Source organism: Burkholderia sp. BCC1996 (assembly GCF_905339955.1).
Lineage (GTDB): Bacteria > Pseudomonadota > Gammaproteobacteria > Burkholderiales > Burkholderiaceae > Burkholderia.
Map to the genome: position 1 here is coordinate 200,733 of NZ_CAJPHM010000003.1, position 17,172 is coordinate 217,904.

Sequence of the window (17,172 nt, forward strand, 5' to 3'; positions counted from 1 at the left end):
CCCCAGTCCCCGATCGCAGAACCGAGGTGAAATAACATGACGTCATCCAGCCGCCGCCGTTTCCTGCATACCGTCGCACAATCAGCGGGCGCGGCCGTCGCGCTCAACGCGTTCCCCGAATCGATCCGCCGCGCGCTCGCGATTCCGGCCGCGCGCGGCACCGGCACGATCCGCGATGTCCAGCACATCGTCGTGTTCATGCAGGAGAACCGCTCGTTCGACCATTACTTCGGACACCTGCGCGGCGTGCGCGGCTACAACGACCGCTTCCCGATTCCGCTGCCGAACGGCAAGCCGGTGTGGTACCAGCCGTCGAAGGAAGACCCGGCGAAGCCCGTGCTGCCGTTCCGGCTCGACACGAAGACGACCAGCGCGCAGTGCCTGGGCGCGCTCGACCACTCGTGGGCGAAGACCCACGCGGCGATCGACGGCGGCCGCTACGACCAGTGGCCCGCGAACAAGACCGACATGACGATGGGCTATCACGTGCGCGAGGACATCCCGTTCCATTACGCGCTCGCCGATGCGTTCACCGTGTGCGACAACTACTTCTGCTCGCTGCCGGGGCCGACGCATCCGAACCGTTCGTACCTGATGACGGGCACGGTCGACCCGACCGGCAAGTTCGGCGGCCCGCTGCTCGACAACGCCGACTACGTCGACGGCGACCTGCCGCCCGCGTACCAGCTGCTGTCGTGGACGACCTTCCCCGAACGGCTCGAGGCGCACGGCGTGTCGTGGCAGATCTACCAGCAGGGGCTCACGTGGGCCGATCCGTACAACGGCAACTACGGCACGAACATCCTGCAGAACTTCACGAACTTCATCAATGCGAAGCCGGGCTCGTCGCTGTACCAGCGCGCGCAGACGGTGCGCACGCTCGACAACCTGAAGGACGACGTGATCAACGACCGGCTGCCGCAGGTGTCGTGGCTGCTGCCGCCCGCCGTGTTCTCCGAGCATCCGAAATACACGCCCGCGTACGGCGCGAACTACACGTCGCAGATCCTCGACGCGCTGACGTCGAACCCCGACGTGTGGGCGAAGACGGTGCTGTTCATCATGTACGACGAAAACGACGGCTTCTTCGATCACGTCGTGCCGCCGCAGCCGCCGACCTCGGCCGCGCAGGGCGCATCGACCGTGACCACCGACGGCGAGCTGCATACGGTCGTGAATCCCGGCCGCGGCGGCAGCTACACGGCCGACGGGCTGCCGTACGGCCTCGGGCCGCGCGTGCCGATGACGGTCGTGTCGCCGTGGTCGAAGGGCGGCTTCGTGTGCTCGCAGGTGTTCGACCACACGTCGGTGATCCGCTTCATCGGCGAGCGCTTCGGCGTCGACGAGCCGAACATCACGCCGTGGCGCCGGACCGTCTGCGGCGACCTCACCGCCGCGTTCGACTTCCGCTCGTCCGACGCGACGTTCCCGACGCTGCCCGATACGAGCCAGTACCGCTCGATCGCCGACCAGCAATGCACGTCGCAACCCGCGCCGAGCGTGCCCGCGACGCCGTCGCCGATCGACCCGCAGGAACCGGGCGTGCGCCCGGCGCGTGCGCTGCCGTACGAACTGCACGTGAACGCGAGCCTCTACGGCGGCAACACGCTGCGCATCGAGTTCGCGAACCGCGGCAACCAGGGCGCGCACTTCCAGGTGTACGCGACCAACCGCACCGACGGCCCGTGGCGCTACACGGTCGGCGCGCGCCGCGTGCTGCACGCGGACTTCGACCTGACGGAGACGAACGGCGCGTATGCGTTCTCGGTGTACGGGCCGAACGGCTTCGTGCGGATGTTCGCGGGCAACGTGTCGGCCGCGGCGGCGCGCCGCCGCAATCAGGCGCAGCCGGAGGTGAAAGCCGGCTACGACATCGCGAACGGCAACCTGTACCTGAAGCTGCGCAACCACGGCAGCGGTCACGTGACGCTGACGCTGACCGACAACGCGTACGGCACGCCCGCGCGCCAGGTGACCCTGCACGGCGGCGACGAACGCGTCGAGCAATGGGCGCTCGCGTCGAGCCACCACTGGTATGACGTGACGGTGAGCGACGGCGTGAACGGCACGTTCTCGCGCCGCTTCGCGGGCCACGTCGAGAACGGCCGGTCGAGCTACTCGGATCCGGCCGCGGTGCGCCCGGTCTCCGCGTCGTAAGCGCGGCGGCACGACGGTGCGCGGCGTCGGCCGCGCGGCGCGTGCCGTCGAATCTCAGATCGCGTGCGCGAGCGCGCGCTCGACGGGCGCGACGTCGAAGCCGTCGTCCGCGTCGCGAAAGCGCAGCGGCGCCGCGCAATGCACCAGCGTGTCGATGAAATACTTCGCGCGCGGCCACGGCCCGAAGCCGGCCGCGGTGTTGATGTGGCCCGCGTCGCCGAGGTTCACGAATGCGCTGCCGAGCCGCTGCGCGAGCGTGCGCGCATCGGCGAGCGGCATCCACGGGTCGGTTTCGCTGCCGATCACGATCGACGGCACCGCGAGCCGGCGCGCGTCGAACGGCCCGGCGAACGTGAATTTCTTCGGACTGGCGGGCGCGACGAGCAGCACGCCCGCGACATCGGCCGCCTGCGGCCATTGCGCGAGCGCATGCGCGGCCGCGAGGCAGCCGAAGCTGTGCGCGGCCAGCACGAACGGGCCGCGCTCGCGTTCGAGCAGCACGCGCACGGACTGCGCCCAGCGCGCGAGATCGGGGGCGTCCCAGTCGGCCTGCTCGACCCGCAGCGAACGCGGGAACTGCCGCTCCAGCCAGGTCTGCCAGTGGGCGCCTTCGCTGCCGTGCAGGCCCGGAACGGTCACGAGCCGCGGCGGCCACGCCGATTTGCTGCATGCGCGCATGATTGCCCTCGCTTGCTTTGCTTGGAGACGAGGTTCGATTGTGGCGTGGCGTGCGCGGCGGCCGAACCAATATTTTGTGCTTTGCTTTTGCGCGCGACGGTAGCCGGGCGACCGCCGGCGCGGGCCCCGCGGTGCGGGCCGGCAGCCTCGCGGCGGCGCAATGCGCCGCGAAACCGTAGAATGTGGGCTTCCCGCTTGCCTTGCATCGGATCGAACCGGGGCGCCCCGCGCCGGTTCCGATCGACAGGAGACGCCCGATGTCCGCTACGCCCGCCGGCGCGCTGCGCCCGTTCCATCTCGCCTTCCCCGTGTCAAGCCTCGCCGGCGCGCGCGCGTTCTACGGCGGCCTGCTCGGCTGCCCCGAGGGCCGCAGCTCCGAGCACTGGGTCGACTTCGACTTCTTCGGCCATCAGCTCGTCGCGCACCTCGCGCCGGACGAAACCGGCAAAAGCGCGGTGAACCCGGTCGACGGCGACGACGTGCCCGTGCGCCATTTCGGCGTCGTGCTGTCGATGGACGAATGGCATGCGCTCGCCGACAAACTGAAGGCTGCGCATACGCGCTTCGTGATCGAGCCGCATATCCGCTTCAAGGGCGAGGTCGGCGAGCAGGCGACGATGTTCTTCCTCGATCCGTGCGGCAACGCGCTCGAGTTCAAGGCGTTCGCCGACATCGGCCAGCTGTTCGCGAAGTAAGCGCATGAAGATCCTGTTCTACTCGCCGCACCAGGAAGCCGGCGCCTGGCGCGACGCGATCGCGCAGGCACTGCCCGAGGCCGAGCTGCGCGCATGGCAGCCGGGCGACACGGCTGCCGCCGACTACGCGCTCGTGTGGCGCGCGCCGCGCGAGCTGTTCGCGCCGCGCGACGGCCTGCGCGCGATCTTCAACCTCGGCGCGGGCGTCGATGCACTGCTCGCGCTCGATCGCGCGCATCCCGGCACGCTGCCGCGCGACGTGCCGCTGGTGCGCCTCGAGGATTCGGGCATGGCGCGGCAGATGATCGAATACGTGACGCACGCGGTGCTGCGCTACCTGCGCCGCTTCGACGAATACGACGCGTTGCAGCGCGAGCGCCGCTGGCAGGTGCTGGAGCCGCATCCGCGCGCGAGCTTCACCGTCGCGGTGCTCGGCCTCGGCGTGCTCGGCGCGCAGGTCGCGCAGGCGCTCGCCGCGCTCGGCCTGCCGGTGCGCGGCTACAGCCGCAGCCCGAAACGGCTCGACGGCGTCGCGACCTTCGCGGGCGACGACGCGTTCGACGCGTGCGTCGACGGCGCGAAGGTGCTCGTCAACCTGCTGCCGAGCACGCACGATACCGACGGGATCCTGTCGGCGCGGACCTTCGCGAAGCTGGCGCCGGGCGCATACCTGGTGAACGTCGCACGCGGCGCGCATCTCGTCGAAGCCGACCTGCTCGACGCGCTCGCGAGCGGCCAGGTCGCCGCCGCGACGCTCGACGTGTTCCAGCACGAGCCGCTGCCGGTCGACCACCCGTTCTGGCACGCGCCGCGCATTACGATCACGCCGCACAGCTCGGCCGAGACGCTGCGCGACGAAGCCGTCGAGCAGATCGCCGGCAAGATCCGCGCGCTCGAGCGCGGCGAGCGCGTCGGCGGCATCGTCGACTACGCGCGCGGCTACTGAATTCCACCTACACGAGACCGGAGACAACCATGACGTTCCCCACCGCCGTCAAGATCGTCGAAGTCGGCCCGCGCGACGGGCTGCAGAACGAAAAGACCTTCGTACCGACCGACGTGAAGATCGCGCTCGTTGACCGGCTGTCGCGCGCCGGCTTCCGCAATATCGAGGCCGCATCGTTCGTGTCGCCGAAATGGGTGCCGCAGATGGCCGACGGCGCCGACGTGATGGCCGGCATCGAGCGTCGCCCGGGCACCGTGTATTCGGTGCTCACGCCGAACCTGAAAGGCTTCGAGAACGCGCTCGCCGCACGCGCCGACGAAGTGGTGATCTTCGGCGCGGCGAGCGAGGCATTCTCGCAGCGCAACATCAACTGCACCATCGCCGAGAGCATCGCGCGCTTCGAGCCGGTCGCGAAGGCCGCGAAGGATGCCGGCCTGCGGCTGCGCGGCAGCGTGTCGTGCACGCTCGGCTGCCCGTACCAGGGCGAGGTGCCGGTCGCGTCGGTCGTCGACGTCGTCGAACGCTTCGCCGCGCTCGGCTGCGACGAGATCGACATCGCCGACACCATCGGCGTCGGCACGCCGAAGCGCACGCGCGAAGTGCTGTCGGCCGTCACGCGCGTGTTCCCGCGCGAACGGCTGTCGGGCCACTTCCACGACACCTACGGCCAGGCGCTCGCGAACATCTACGCGGCGCTGTTCGAAGGGATCGAGATCTTCCACGCGTCGGTCGCCGGCCTCGGCGGCTGCCCGTACGCGAAGGGCGCGACCGGCAACGTCGCGACCGAGGACGTGCTGTACCTGATGCAGGGCCTCGGCATCGACACCGGCATCGATCTCGCGCAGGTGGTCGCCGCCGGCGACTTCATCTCGAACGCGATCGGCCGCGCGAACGTGTCGCGCGCCGGTCGCGCGCTGCTCGCCAAGGCGCAGAGCGCGGCCGACGCGCCGAGCTGCGCGTGACCCCGACACTCACCGGACTCCCCATGACGACACCCGCTTCATTCGACTCTCTCCCCGATTCCGCGCGACGCGTCGCGCTGCTGCTGCGCGAACGCGGGCATGCGAAAGGGATCGTGATGCTCGCCGAAACCGGCAAGACCTCCGCCGAAGCCGCGGCCGGGCTCGGCTGCTCGGTCGCGCAGATCGCGAAGTCGATCCTGTTTCGCCGCGAATCCGACGGCCTGCCGGTGCTCGTCGTCGCGAGCGGCGTGAATCGCGTCGACGAGAAGAAGGTCGCCGCCCAGGTCGGCGCGGTCGGCCGCGCCGATGCGAAGTTCGTGCGCGACCATACCGGCTACGCGATCGGCGGCGTGTGCCCGATCGGCCATCTCGTCGAACCGGTCACGCTGATCGACGCCGACCTGCTCGAGCTCGACAGCCTGTGGGCCGCCGCCGGCCATCCGCACGCGGTGTTCAACCTGTCGCCGCAGGAACTCGTCGCGCTGACGGGTGCGCCGGTCGCCGACGTCGCATTGCGTAACGACGCATGAGCGACGTGCCGGTACCGGTCGGCACGGTGGCCTCGCCGTGCACCGACGTCTGCAGGATCGATCCGCGCACCGACTGGTGCGCGGGCTGCCTGCGCACGCGTGACGAGATCAAGGGATGGCGCGCGTCGGACGACGACGCGAGACGCAAGTTGCTCACGCGGCTCGACGCGCGGCGGCGCCTGCTCGCGCGGAGCGGCGCATAAAAAAATGCCGTTCGGCCTGCTTGGCGAACGGCATGAGATCGGAATCCTGTGAACGTGATCAACGTCACAGCCGCATCATACGAGCGACGCTGCAGCGTCGCATCGGGTGTTTCCCTACAACTCCTTACGGCCTGTCTGGCGCGCAATCCGCGTGCCCGGAGGCGACGCCGACGGGCCTGGCGGCAAGCCGTAGCGGCAAGCCGAATCGCACAACCGTTTCAGTTGCCGACCGCCGCGCGACGCGCGGGCACGATGCGCCAGCCGAGGTTCACGCCGGCCGCCGCGAGCAGGATCAGCAACGCGCCGAGCACCTGCGTCCACGCGAGCGTCTGCCCGAACGCGATGCGATCGACGATGATCGCGACGACCGGATAGACGAACGACAGCGCGCCCGTCATCGCGACCGGCAGCTTCTGGATCGCGCCGTACAGCAGCACGTACATCAGGCCGGTGTTGACGACGCCGAGCACGACGAGATCGAGCCACTGCGCGGCCGTCGCCGGCAGCGTGTCGAAGTGCGCGAACGGCGCGAGCAGCACGATGCCGAGGCCGGCCTGCAGCAGCGCGAGCAGATGCGGCGGCGTGCCTTTCAGGTGCTTCGTGACGATCGACGACACCGCGTACAGGAACGCCGCGCCGAGCGACAGCGCGACGCCTTCGAGATATTCGCCGGGCACCGCGAGCACGGCCGGCTCGACCCGCACCACGCAGACGAGCCCGATGAAGGCGAGCGCGAGCCACGCGATCGTCGACGCGCTGATCCGTTCGCGGAACACGAGCGCGCCGAGCGCGACGAGCATGAACGGCTGCGTGTTGTAGACGGCGGTCGCCATCGAAATCGACGCGCGCGAATACGCGGCGAACAGCAGCAGCCAGTTCGCGACGATCGCGACGCTGCCGAGCGTCGCGAGCGCGAGCATGCGCGGCGAGAACAGCGCGCGGCGCAGCAAGCCGAGCGCCGCGCAGACGATCGCGAGCGTCGCGGCGCCGAACAGGCAGCGGAAGAACACGACATTGGTGAGCGGTTGCTGCGACGACATCACGAGCCAGCCGATCGTGCCGGACATCAGCATCGCGACGACCATCTCGGCGGCACCGCGGCGGATTTCGTTCGAGGCCATCATGGACTCCGTTTGGCGAGAGAAGATGACTTCGATTCTAGAAACTTGCTTTCCGTGCATCCACGGCTAAACTGAAGCGAAACGACCGATTCACCTTCGAAAGCAAAGCGATCATGTCGAAACGCCTTTCCCCGCCCGCCGTCGCGTCGCTGGACGCGACCGACCGCGCGATCCTCGCGGCGCTCGCCGAGGATGCGCGTGTCGCCACCAGCGAGCTGGCGCGACAGATCGGGCTGTCGGCGCCCGCGACCGCCGATCGCGTGCGGCGGCTCGAGGCGCAGGGCGTGATCGCGGGCTTCACCGTCGAGCTCGACCCGCGCGCGCTCGGCTACACGCTGCAGGCGATCGTCCGCGTGAAGCCGCTGCCGGGGCAACTGCATCTGGTCGAGGAGGTGCTGCGGCGGATTCCGGAATTCGTCGAATGCGACAAGGTGACCGGCGAGGACTGCTTCATCTGCCGGCTCTACCTGCGCACGATCGAGCACCTCGACGACATCCTGTCGAAGGTGACGGAGCGCGCGGAAACGAGCACGGCGATCGTGAAATCGACGCCCGTGCCGCGCCGCCTGCCGCCGCTGGTCGAAGACGACGCCGCGCGCCGCTGATCCTCGAACGCTGGCGGTCGACGCACAGCAAACGCCGCGAGCCGCGGCCGGCACCGCTCACGCGGCCGCGTCGCGCGCTTCGAAGAACGCGAGCAGCTCGTCGATCAGCGCGACGGGCGCCTCTTCCGGAATGTAGTGCCCGCAATCGAGCGCGCGGCCGCTGACGTCGCGCGCGACGCGCCGCCATTCGTCGAGCGGATCGAAGCAGCGGCCGACGATCCCGTGCTCGCCCCACAGCACTCGCAGCGGGCACGCGACCTTGTTGCCGCGCTCGAGATCCGCGCGGTCGTGTTCGAGATCGATCGTCGCCGATGCGCGGTAGTCCTCGCACATCGCGTGTACGGCGCCCGGCTGCGCGAGCGCGGCGCGATACGCGGCGAGCGCCTCCGGCGCGAACGGCGCGAGCCCGGCCGAGCGATTGCCCATCACGCGCTCGATGTACGCATCGGTGCGGCCTTCGATCAGCGTTTCGGGCAGCGGTGCCGGCTGGATCAGGAAGAACCAGTGGAAATACGCGGTCGCGAACGCACGGTCGGTCTGCTCGTACATCGCGAGCGTCGGCGCGATGTCGAGCAGCATCATCCGCTCGACGGCCGACGGATGATCGAGCGCGAGCCGGTGCGCGACGCGCGCGCCGCGATCGTGCGCGCACACATGGAATTGCTCGAAACCGAAATGGCGCATCACGGCGACCTGGTCGGCCGCCATCGCGCGTTTCGAATACGGCGCATGCCGCGCGTCGCTCGGCGGCTTGCCCGACGCGCCGTAGCCGCGCAGGTCGGTCGCGATCACCGTGAAGTGATTCGCCAGCGTCGCGGCGACGCGATGCCAGATCATGTGGGTCTGCGGGTGGCCGTGCAGCAGCAGAAGCGGCGGCCCCGCGCCTCCTTTGACACCGAAGATGTCGGTGTCCTGCACCGTCACGCGAAACGGAGCAAACGCCTCAAACGACATGGTTTGTTTCTCGTTGGTTTGTTATGGCGGATATTGTAGGAGCGCCCGGCCGGCTGCTGCGCGCGCCAGATGCCCGAATACGTAGAAAGAGAACACTCACTCGATTGTCGCCACGCCGCGCAGTTTGTTAAGCTCGCGTAGAATCGCACGACCGTTCGTATTAATATGAACGCGCGGCTGTACCGCTACACTCGAAGCACCGTTCGACCGCCAAGCATGCATGCCGGCGTCGGCGCGCCCGCGCCGGGCCCGGCCGCCCCTCGAGACTGGAGACATCACATGGCATTGCCCGCCGTCCTGCAGAACCTGACGCTGCCCGTCATCGCGTCGCCGATGTTCATCGTCAGCTACCCCGAACTCGTGCTCGCGCAATGCAAGGCGGGTATCGTCGGATCATTTCCCGCGCTCAACGCCCGTCCGGCCGAACTGCTCGACGAATGGCTCACGGAGATCCAGTCCGAACTCGCCGACCACAAGGCGAAGCACCCGGACGCGGTGATCGGCCCGATCGCGGTCAACCAGATCGTCCACCAGTCGAACGTCCGGCTCGAGCACGACGTGCGCGTGTGCGTCGAGCACAAGGTGCCGATCTTCATCACGAGCCTGCGCGCGCCGGCGCGCGAGATCGTCGACGCGGTGCACAGCTACGGTGGCATCGTGCTGCACGACGTGATCAACCTGCGCCACGCGCAGAAGGCGCTCGAAGCGGGCGTCGACGGGCTGATCCTCGTCGCGGCCGGCGCCGGCGGCCACGCGGGCACGACGTCGCCGTTCGCGCTCGTGGGCGAAGTGCGCAAGATGTTCGACGGCCCGATCGTGCTGTCCGGCGCGATCGCCAACGGCGGCTCGATCCTCGCCGCGCAGGCGATGGGCGCCGACTTCGCGTACATGGGCACGCGCTTCATCGCGACGCAGGAAGCGCACGCGGTCGAGGACTACAAGCACGCGATCCTCAACGCGAAATCGTCCGACATCGTCTACACGAACCTCTTCACCGGCGTGCACGGCAACTACATCCGCGAGAGCATCGAGAAGGCCGGCCTCGATCCGGACGCACTGCCGGAATCGGACAAGTCGAAGATGAATTTCGGCGGCGACAAGGCGAAGGCGTGGAAGGACATCTGGGGTGCCGGCCAGGGTGTCGGCCTGATGGACGACCTGCCGAGCGTCGGCGCGCTCGTCGAGCGCCTGAAGCGCGAGTACGACGACGCGAAGGCACGACTCGGCATCGCGCGCTGACGCGGGCGGCGGGTTGCGCCACCGGCGCGCACGACGTCGGACCAAACAAAAAAGCGCGAACCGCAACGGCTCGCGCTTTTTTCATGTCCGCCACGCGGGCGGCCGGCGCCGGTCAGCCCGCGCGCTTGATCCGCGTGATCGGCAGCACGCGCAGGCGCGACTCGATCGACGGGCACAGCGACTGCCCTTCGAATCGTGCCGCGAGGAAGTCGACGAACGAGCGCACCTTCGCGGACACGTGGCGACGGCTCGCGTACACCGCATAGATCGGCGCCTCGTGCGGCGGCACGGCGTCGAGCAGCACCGGCACGAGCCGGCCGGATTCGATGTCGTCGCCGACCACCTCGGTGCCGAGCAGCGCGATGCCCGCGCCCGCGAGCACGGCCGCGCGCAGCCCCTCGAGATGGTTCACGATCAGGTTGCCGTTCAGGTTCACGCGCGACGCGGCGGCCGCGTCGATCACCAGCGAATCGAGCATCGTCGAATTCGAATCGCGGCGCAGGTAGTTGTGGTGCGCGAGATCGGCGATCGTCTGGGGCGTGCCGTGCTTGTCGAGATACTCGGGCGACGCGACCAGCAGGATGTGCGCGGTCGCGATCTGCCGCGCGACCAGCGACGACGATTTCAGCCCGTTCGGCGCCGCGCGCACCGCGACGTCGTAGCCTTCCTCGATCAGGTCGACCACGCGATCGGACAGCGTCACGTCGACGGTTACGTCCGGGAACCGACCCGCATAATCGGTGACGGCCTGCATCACGTGCCGCAATCCGAACGCGGACAGCGACGTCACGCGCAGGCGGCCCTGCGGCACCACGCTCGCGGCGCCGACCGCCTGTCCGGCTTCGTCGAGTTCCGACAGCGCCTGCACGAGGCGCTCATAGTATTCGCGTCCCGCCTCGGTCGGCGCGACACGTCGTGTCGTGCGATGCAGCAGCCGCGCGCCGAGCTGCTGCTCGAGATGCATCACGTGCTTGCTCGCCATCGCGGCCGACATCTGCATGCGCTCGGCCGCGCCGACGAAGCTGCCCACTTCGACGACGTAGCGAAACACATTCATGCTGACGAGGGTATCCATCGAACTAGCTCGCAATTCCTGGGAATTATGCAATTACGAGATAGGGTAACAAAGGCGAGGAAACAAAAAGGTCAACAAAGGCAAAACGGCGCCGCGAATAGCGGCGCCGCTTTTTTCGGGGCGCAATGCCGGCACATGCGACGCGCGTTGTGTGCGCGTCCGAACCGACGAATCGTCAGAACTTCGCGCGGATGCCTGCGCCGAACGTATTGCCGCTCGACAGGCCGCTGATGTGGTCGTTCATGTACGCAGCGTAGACGTCGGTGCGCTTGGACAACGGATAGTCGTAGCCGACGGCCCAGGTCTGGCGCGTCTGGTCGAGGCCGCCGCCGTCGCGCGAGTACGCGTACGACGCCATCGCGTTGCCGACGCCGAGCGGCACCGACACGCCGCCCTGCGCGGTGTTCACGTGCCAGCTGCCGGCGACCTGGTCGTTCTTCGTATACATGTACTGGCCGAACAGCTTCACGTACTTCAGGTCGTAGGTCGCGCCGACCAGCCCAATGCCCTGGCTTTTCATGCCGGTCACGAGCGAGCTCAGGTCCTGCGGGCCGTTGTTGAAGTTCACGTACTGGTAGACGGCGGTCGCCGCGAACGGGCCGTTCGCGTAGTTGAACTGCGCGCTCCACTTCTTCGAGCGGTTGTCGCCGGCCGTGTTGCCGAGCGCGTACATCGCCGCGAAATTCAGGCCCCCGAACGAAGGCGACGTGTAGGACAGCGCGTTGTTCCAGCCCGAATCGCCGACCGCGCCCTGGTCGCTCGGATAGGTCGGGAACGTGCCGAGGCCCAGGAACACGTGGTACACCATCGGCGAGAAGGTGTACGAATCGTAGAACGGGTTGAACAGGATCGTCGACAGGAACAGGTGCGTCGTCAGGCGGCCCGCCGTCACCGTGCCGTACGGCGAGCTGACGCCGACGTATGCGTTGCGCGCGAAGAACGTGTCGCCCTGGAAGCGGCCGAACTGGCCGTTCTGCGCACGGAAGAAGCTCTCCAGCGTGAAGATCGCCTTGTAGCCGTCGCCGAGATCCTCGGCGCCGTGCAGGCCCCAGTAGGACGTCGACATCCCGCCGCCCGACACGTTCCATGCGCGATCGCCGCCCGGGAACTTGGTGGCGCCGACCCATTCGTCGACCTGACCGTAGAGCGAGACGCTCGACTGCGCGTGAACGGGTGCGGTTGCGGCCACGCAGGCGGCCGCGGCGATCAGCTTGACGGACGTGCGCGACGCACGGCGAGCGAATGCTTTCATGGGATCTCCAGGGTTTTGTCGAATGTCGATAAGTGGCGCGAGCGTTGTTGTTTGGAGCCGATTGCTTGCGTCGTATGGGGCGCAGCCATCTTTACGGAACCTGCGTCCCGTCAAAATTGCGCACACTTATTGCGGGTATAGCGGCAGCATTAACTTCGCGGAATCGGCACATGGCCAGGCGCGCCGCAGCGGCCCCGCGCGGTGCGGGCACGCGACGGGACGGCCACGGGGGGCGCGCGTGCCGGGCGCGAAAGATAGCGCAATGCGACGGGAAAATCAGCGGAAATCTATGCGCGACTGTGGCGAATTCGCATCACAGCCGGCGGGGGAACGAACGCGCGAGGCGCGCTCGGCGAACGCGCGGGGCGCTCAGTTGCGGTAGAACGGGGAGAAAAACGGCGAGTGGGAAGGCTCTTCCTGCGCGCGGGGCGGCGGCATCGGACGGCCGCCACGCTCTTCGTTGTAGCGCGCGACGTCGGCGCGGATCGAGCCGGCCCGCAACGGAACGTTGCCGCCGCCCGGCGGGCGCGGCATCTGGCGGGACTCGGCGCTGATCGGACGATACGGGCTCTGCGCGGCGTAATGCCCGTAAGACGGCGTCGGACGCAGGCCCCAGCGGGAACCATAGCCGCTCACGCCGCCGGCACGCGCGCCGCCCGGCGGCAGCGCCCGGCGCCATACCTGCGCGTTGCCGGCCGGCTGGCCGTACATGCGCATGTCGCCGCCACCGAAACCGTGACCGAAGCCATGACCGCCGCCGAACGCCTGACCGCCATGCGGCGGTTGCGCGAGCGCGAGCGGCATCAGCAGCGCGCCGAGCACGCCTGCCACCCATCGTCCGACCTTCAGTTTCACCCGTTCCGTCATCATTCAGTGCCTGTTGCCGCTCGCCGCCGGCTGTTTCCGGCCGACGCAAGCCTTTCAGCAGTAATTTATGAGCGGTCCCAAACGGTGTCGAGCCAAAAAGTGTTATGTCGCGGGCATCGGTGTAACACCATGTTACTGCTAGGTTTTTTCACTTCAGGGTGGGATCGCGACAGAACATTCTTCTGCCGCTTCGCGCGTCGCCGGGCCGCCGCGGGCGTGCCGTGTTGCGCAGCCGCATCATGCAATCGATTCATCAATGGATTCGTACAATGAATTTGTTTATTGAATGACCAACCGGGACAATACCGGCTTCGCGCGCGCGACATGTGCGCCCGCCGTTTCCGAATCGAGTTCCCCGATGGCCCGTCCCCGTTTCCTTCCCGACAACTTCACGCTCGCGCTCGTCGGCACCGTCGTGCTCGCGAGCCTGCTGCCGTGCCGCGGCCCGGCCGCCCATGCGTTCAATTGGGCGACCAACATCGCGGTCGGCCTGCTGTTCTTCCTGCACGGCGCGAAGCTGTCGCGCGAAGCCGTCGTCGCGGGCGCGACCCACTGGCGGCTGCATGCGGTCGTGCTGCTCAGCACGTTCGCGCTGTTCCCGCTGCTCGGCCTCGCGCTGAAGCCCGTGCTGCAGCCGCTTGTCACGCCGACGCTGTATGCCGGCGTGCTGTTCCTGTGCACGCTGCCGTCGACCGTCCAGTCGTCGATCGCGTTCACGTCGATCGCGAAGGGCAACGTGCCGGCCGCCGTGTGCGCGGCATCGGCGTCGAGCCTGCTCGGGATCTTCGTGACGCCGGCGCTCGTCGGGCTGATGATCACGTCGCAGTCGGCCGCGGCCGCGTCGCCGTGGAGCACCGTCGGCAGCATCGTGATGCAGTTGCTCGTGCCGTTCATCGCCGGCCAGCTGCTGCGGCCCGTGATCGGCGGCTGGATCGAACGCAACCGCGGCGTGCTGCGCTTCGTCGACCAGGGCTCGATCCTGCTCGTCGTCTACGTCGCGTTCAGCGAGGCCGTGAACCAGGGGCTGTGGCACCAGATTCCGGCGCGCGCGCTCGGCGGCCTGCTGGTCGTCAACGTCGTGCTGCTCGTGATCGCGCTGGGGCTGACCGCGTTCGTCAGCAAGCGGCTCGGCTTCAACCGGGCCGACCAGATCACGATCATCTTCTGCGGGTCGAAGAAGAGCCTCGCGGCCGGCGTGCCGATGGCGAAGGTGATCTTCTCCGCGCAGGCGGTCGGCGCGATCGTGCTGCCGCTGATGCTGTTCCACCAGATCCAGCTGATGGCCTGCGCGGCGCTCGCGCAACGCTGGGGCGCGCGCGACACGAGCGGCGAGCGCGACGGCGACGCGGGTGCGGCCGGTGCCGCACGCGGGCGCGGTGCGCTGAGCGCGGGCAAGCGCTGACGCGGGAGGCTGCGCGGCCGGCATGGCTGGCCGCGCTGGGGTGTTCGTCTTGTTCCTTTCGTCCCTGCCTCTCGCCTCTCGCCTCTCGCCTCTCGCCTCTCGCCTCTCGCCTCTCGCTTCTCGCTTCTCGCTTCTCGCTTCTCGCTTCTCGCTTCTCGCTTCTCGCTTCCCGCTTCCCGCTTCTCGCTTCTCGCTTCCCGCTTCCCCGCCGCGCAGCCCGCCGCGACGCATGCACCATCGACGCGCATCGCGTCACGAAATCTTCATTCAATTCTCCGCGCGCACTGCCGTTAAAGTCGGGCGTCCCGTCGTCTCGGCCGCCTTCGTCCATGCCCGCGCCCCATCCCGACTCGCCCGCCGCCCCCACCGCCCGCCTGATCGCGGAACGCGCGCTCGCGGCCGTGTTCCAGCCGATCGTCGATCTCGGGTCGGGCACGGTCGTCGGTTACGAAGGCCTGATCCGCGGCCCGCGCGGCACCGACCTCGAGCCGCCGGCCGCACTGTTCGCGCAGGCCGCCCGCGACGGCACGACCGTCGCGCTCGAACAGGCGGCCGCGCGCACCTGCCTCGACGCATTCGCGGCGCTCGGCCGCGACGGCAAGCTGTTCCTCAACTTCAGCGCGGGCACGATCCTGCAACTGGCGCGCGAACGCGAGCGCGCGCGGCAACTGCTCGTGCGCGCGCGGATCGGCGCCGAGCGCATCGTGATCGAGCTGACCGAGCAGACCGCGCTGCCGGACGTCGCGCGCATCGGGCCGGCGGTCGCCTCGCTGCGCGACGCCGGCATCCAGTTCGCGCTCGACGACTACGGCACCGCGAACGCGAGCATGAACCTGTGGCTGCGCCTGCACCCGGATGTCGTGAAGATCGACCGCTTCTTCATCCACGACATCGCGCGCGATCCGCTCAAGTTCGAGGCGGTCAGGGCGATGCAGCACTTCGCGCAGGCAAGCGGCGCGCAACTGATCGCGGAAGGGATCGAGAACGAGTGCGACCTGCTCGTCGTGCGCGACATGGGCATCGGCTGCGTGCAGGGCTTCCTGCTCGGCCGGCCGGACGCGCAACCCTCGCCGGTCGTCGCGCCGGCCGCACGCGACGCGATCCGCGCCCCTCACATCGCGGTGTTTCCCGGTGCGACCCGCGCCGTGCGGCCGGCCGGCACGATCGCGGCGAAGATGCTCGTCGCCGCGCCGGCGCTGCCGCGCGACGCGACCAGCAACGACGTGCTCGACCTGTTCAACCGGATGCCCGCGCTGCACGCGGTCGCACTCGTCGAACGCGACCGGCCGGTCGCGCTCGTGAACCGGCGCGGCTTCATCGACCGCTTCGCGCTGCCGTACCACCGCGAGGTCTTCGGGAAGAAGCCGTGCCTGCAGTTCGCGAACGACGCGCCGCTGATGATCGACAACGCGACGACGGTCGAGCAACTCGCGACGCTGCTCGCGAGCCACGACCAGCGCTACCTCGCGGACGGCTTCGTGATCACCGAACACGGCCGCTACGTCGGGCTCGGCACCGGCGAAAGCCTCGTGCGCGCGGTGACCGAAATGCGCATCGAGGCCGCGCGCTACGCGAATCCGCTGACGTTCCTGCCCGGCAACATCCCGATCAGCGCGCATATCGAGCGCCTGCTGGCGCGCGACGCCGGCTTCCACGCGTGCTACGTCGACCTGAACCAGTTCAAGCCGTTCAACGACCAGTACGGCTACTGGCAAGGCGACGAAGTGCTGAAGTTCGCGGCGACGGTGCTGGCCGGCGTGTGCGATCCGCAACGCGACTTTCTCGGACACGTCGGCGGCGACGATTTCCTCGTGCTGTTCCAGCGCGACGACTGGCACGCGCGCGCGGCCGACGCGATCGCGCGCTTCAACGACGGCGCGCAGCGCTTCTATACGCAGGCCGACCGGCTGGCGGGCGGGCTGCGCGGCGAGGACCGCTACGGCAACCCCGCGTTCTTCGGCTTCGTGACGATGGCGATCGGTGTGGTCGGCGTGCCGGCCGGCGCGAACGGCGCGATACGCTACGGCAGCGACGAGATCGCATCGGTCGCGGCGCTCGCGAAGCGGCGCGCGAAACAGCAGCCGGGCGGGCTCGCGGTCGTCGATCTGGACGCGGGCCGCGCGGCACTGCGCGATCGCGGCGAGCCGCCACTCGAGGCGGCAGGTTGAGTGGCGGGCGGTTGCCGGTCGCAGGCAGGTCGCCAACCTGCCCGAGCGACGTTGCCGGTGCCGCGCCGGCCCGGCCGGGCCGCGCCCCGGCAAGCGCCGGCCGATCGCCCCGCCGGCCCCGTTCACGCCGGGCAGCGGAACGTGCCCCGACGCTCCACCTGCCGGCACCGCCACATTCCGCGTGATCACCTTGCCTTTTCCGCGTTTTGTTTAGTATTTTTAGTAACGGCGTTTTCGCAGATTAGCTCGCAAAAACCCGCTATTTCCGGGTATTCCCCGGTTATCCGGCCCGAATTAGGCGCCGCGTTTACTATACAA

16 protein-coding genes are annotated in these 17,172 nt (G+C 68.8%); 10 read left to right on the top strand and 6 right to left on the bottom strand.

Annotated features, from left to right (window positions below; genetic code table 11):
* Positions 1-36 precede the first annotated feature (36 nt).
* Positions 37-2,157, top strand: coding sequence for a phosphocholine-specific phospholipase C (locus tag U4Z64_RS05115; protein ID WP_321819400.1), 2,121 nt, complete (start codon positions 37-39; stop codon positions 2,155-2,157).
* A 54-nt stretch (positions 2,158-2,211) separates the two neighbouring features.
* Here the strand turns inward: U4Z64_RS05115 and U4Z64_RS05120 are convergent, their stop codons facing one another.
* Positions 2,212-2,835, bottom strand: a complete 624-nt coding sequence (locus U4Z64_RS05120) for an RBBP9/YdeN family alpha/beta hydrolase (RefSeq protein WP_044846156.1) — start codon at positions 2,833-2,835, stop codon at positions 2,212-2,214.
* A 257-nt stretch (positions 2,836-3,092) separates the two neighbouring features.
* Between U4Z64_RS05120 and U4Z64_RS05125 the strand changes: the two genes are divergently transcribed.
* The 5 genes from U4Z64_RS05125 to U4Z64_RS05145 are packed head-to-tail and all read left to right on the top strand — an operon-like array spanning position 3,093 to position 6,171.
* The gene (locus tag U4Z64_RS05125) at positions 3,093-3,530 is read left to right on the top strand and encodes a VOC family protein (RefSeq protein ID WP_044846155.1); all 438 of its coding nucleotides are present in this window, start codon (positions 3,093-3,095) and stop codon (positions 3,528-3,530) included.
* Between the two features lie 4 nt (positions 3,531-3,534).
* The gene (locus U4Z64_RS05130) at positions 3,535-4,476 is read left to right on the top strand and encodes a 2-hydroxyacid dehydrogenase (protein ID WP_124666486.1); all 942 of its coding nucleotides are present in this window, start codon (positions 3,535-3,537) and stop codon (positions 4,474-4,476) included.
* Positions 4,477-4,505: 29 nt separating this feature from the next.
* Positions 4,506-5,438, top strand: coding sequence for a hydroxymethylglutaryl-CoA lyase (locus U4Z64_RS05135; protein ID WP_321819401.1), 933 nt, complete (start codon positions 4,506-4,508; stop codon positions 5,436-5,438).
* 23 nt (positions 5,439-5,461) lie between these two features.
* Entirely contained in the window at positions 5,462-5,968 is a 507-nt protein-coding gene (locus tag U4Z64_RS05140; protein ID WP_044846152.1) for a YbaK/EbsC family protein, read from the top strand.
* Positions 5,965-6,171 (top strand): DUF1289 domain-containing protein, encoded by a 207-nt coding sequence (locus U4Z64_RS05145; protein WP_321819402.1) that lies wholly within the window; start codon positions 5,965-5,967, stop codon positions 6,169-6,171. Before U4Z64_RS05140 ends, U4Z64_RS05145 begins: the two co-directional genes overlap by 4 nt.
* 218 nt (positions 6,172-6,389) lie before the next feature.
* Here the strand turns inward: U4Z64_RS05145 and U4Z64_RS05150 are convergent, their stop codons facing one another.
* A complete protein-coding gene (locus U4Z64_RS05150) occupies positions 6,390-7,292 on the bottom strand; it encodes a DMT family transporter (RefSeq protein WP_044846201.1) in 903 nt (300 codons plus the stop codon).
* A gap of 113 nt (positions 7,293-7,405) precedes the next feature.
* Between U4Z64_RS05150 and U4Z64_RS05155 the strand changes: the two genes are divergently transcribed.
* Positions 7,406-7,897 (top strand): Lrp/AsnC family transcriptional regulator, encoded by a 492-nt coding sequence (locus tag U4Z64_RS05155; protein WP_321819403.1) that lies wholly within the window; start codon positions 7,406-7,408, stop codon positions 7,895-7,897.
* Between the two features lie 57 nt (positions 7,898-7,954).
* On the opposite strand, the gene U4Z64_RS05160 is transcribed toward U4Z64_RS05155, so the two are convergent.
* On the bottom strand, positions 7,955-8,851 hold the full coding sequence (locus tag U4Z64_RS05160) for an alpha/beta hydrolase (protein WP_321819404.1): 897 nt from the start codon (positions 8,849-8,851) through the stop codon (positions 7,955-7,957).
* Between the two features lie 279 nt (positions 8,852-9,130).
* Between U4Z64_RS05160 and U4Z64_RS05165 the strand changes: the two genes are divergently transcribed.
* Positions 9,131-10,090: a nitronate monooxygenase family protein gene (locus U4Z64_RS05165; RefSeq protein WP_321819405.1), complete on the top strand. Its 960-nt coding sequence runs from the start codon at positions 9,131-9,133 to the stop codon at positions 10,088-10,090.
* Positions 10,091-10,202: 112 nt separating this feature from the next.
* Here U4Z64_RS05165 and U4Z64_RS05170 read toward each other — a convergent pair whose 3' ends face one another.
* The 3 genes from U4Z64_RS05170 to U4Z64_RS05180 form a co-directional block, all read right to left on the bottom strand.
* Positions 10,203-11,165: a LysR family transcriptional regulator gene (locus U4Z64_RS05170; protein ID WP_044846148.1), complete on the bottom strand. Its 963-nt coding sequence runs from the start codon at positions 11,163-11,165 to the stop codon at positions 10,203-10,205.
* Positions 11,166-11,340: 175 nt separating this feature from the next.
* On the bottom strand, positions 11,341-12,417 hold the full coding sequence (locus tag U4Z64_RS05175) for a porin (RefSeq protein ID WP_044846147.1): 1,077 nt from the start codon (positions 12,415-12,417) through the stop codon (positions 11,341-11,343).
* A gap of 369 nt (positions 12,418-12,786) precedes the next feature.
* Positions 12,787-13,284, bottom strand: a complete 498-nt coding sequence (locus U4Z64_RS05180) for a hypothetical protein (protein ID WP_044846200.1) — start codon at positions 13,282-13,284, stop codon at positions 12,787-12,789.
* A 358-nt stretch (positions 13,285-13,642) separates the two neighbouring features.
* Here U4Z64_RS05180 and U4Z64_RS05185 point away from each other — a divergent pair, with 358 nt between their 5' ends.
* Both U4Z64_RS05185 and U4Z64_RS05190 read left to right on the top strand, forming a co-directional pair.
* Positions 13,643-14,686 (top strand): bile acid:sodium symporter family protein, encoded by a 1,044-nt coding sequence (locus tag U4Z64_RS05185; RefSeq protein WP_321819406.1) that lies wholly within the window; start codon positions 13,643-13,645, stop codon positions 14,684-14,686.
* A 329-nt stretch (positions 14,687-15,015) separates the two neighbouring features.
* The gene (locus U4Z64_RS05190; RefSeq protein ID WP_321819407.1) at positions 15,016-16,854 is read left to right on the top strand and encodes a phosphodiesterase; all 1,839 of its coding nucleotides are present in this window, start codon (positions 15,016-15,018) and stop codon (positions 16,852-16,854) included.
* Positions 16,855-17,172 lie beyond the last annotated feature (318 nt).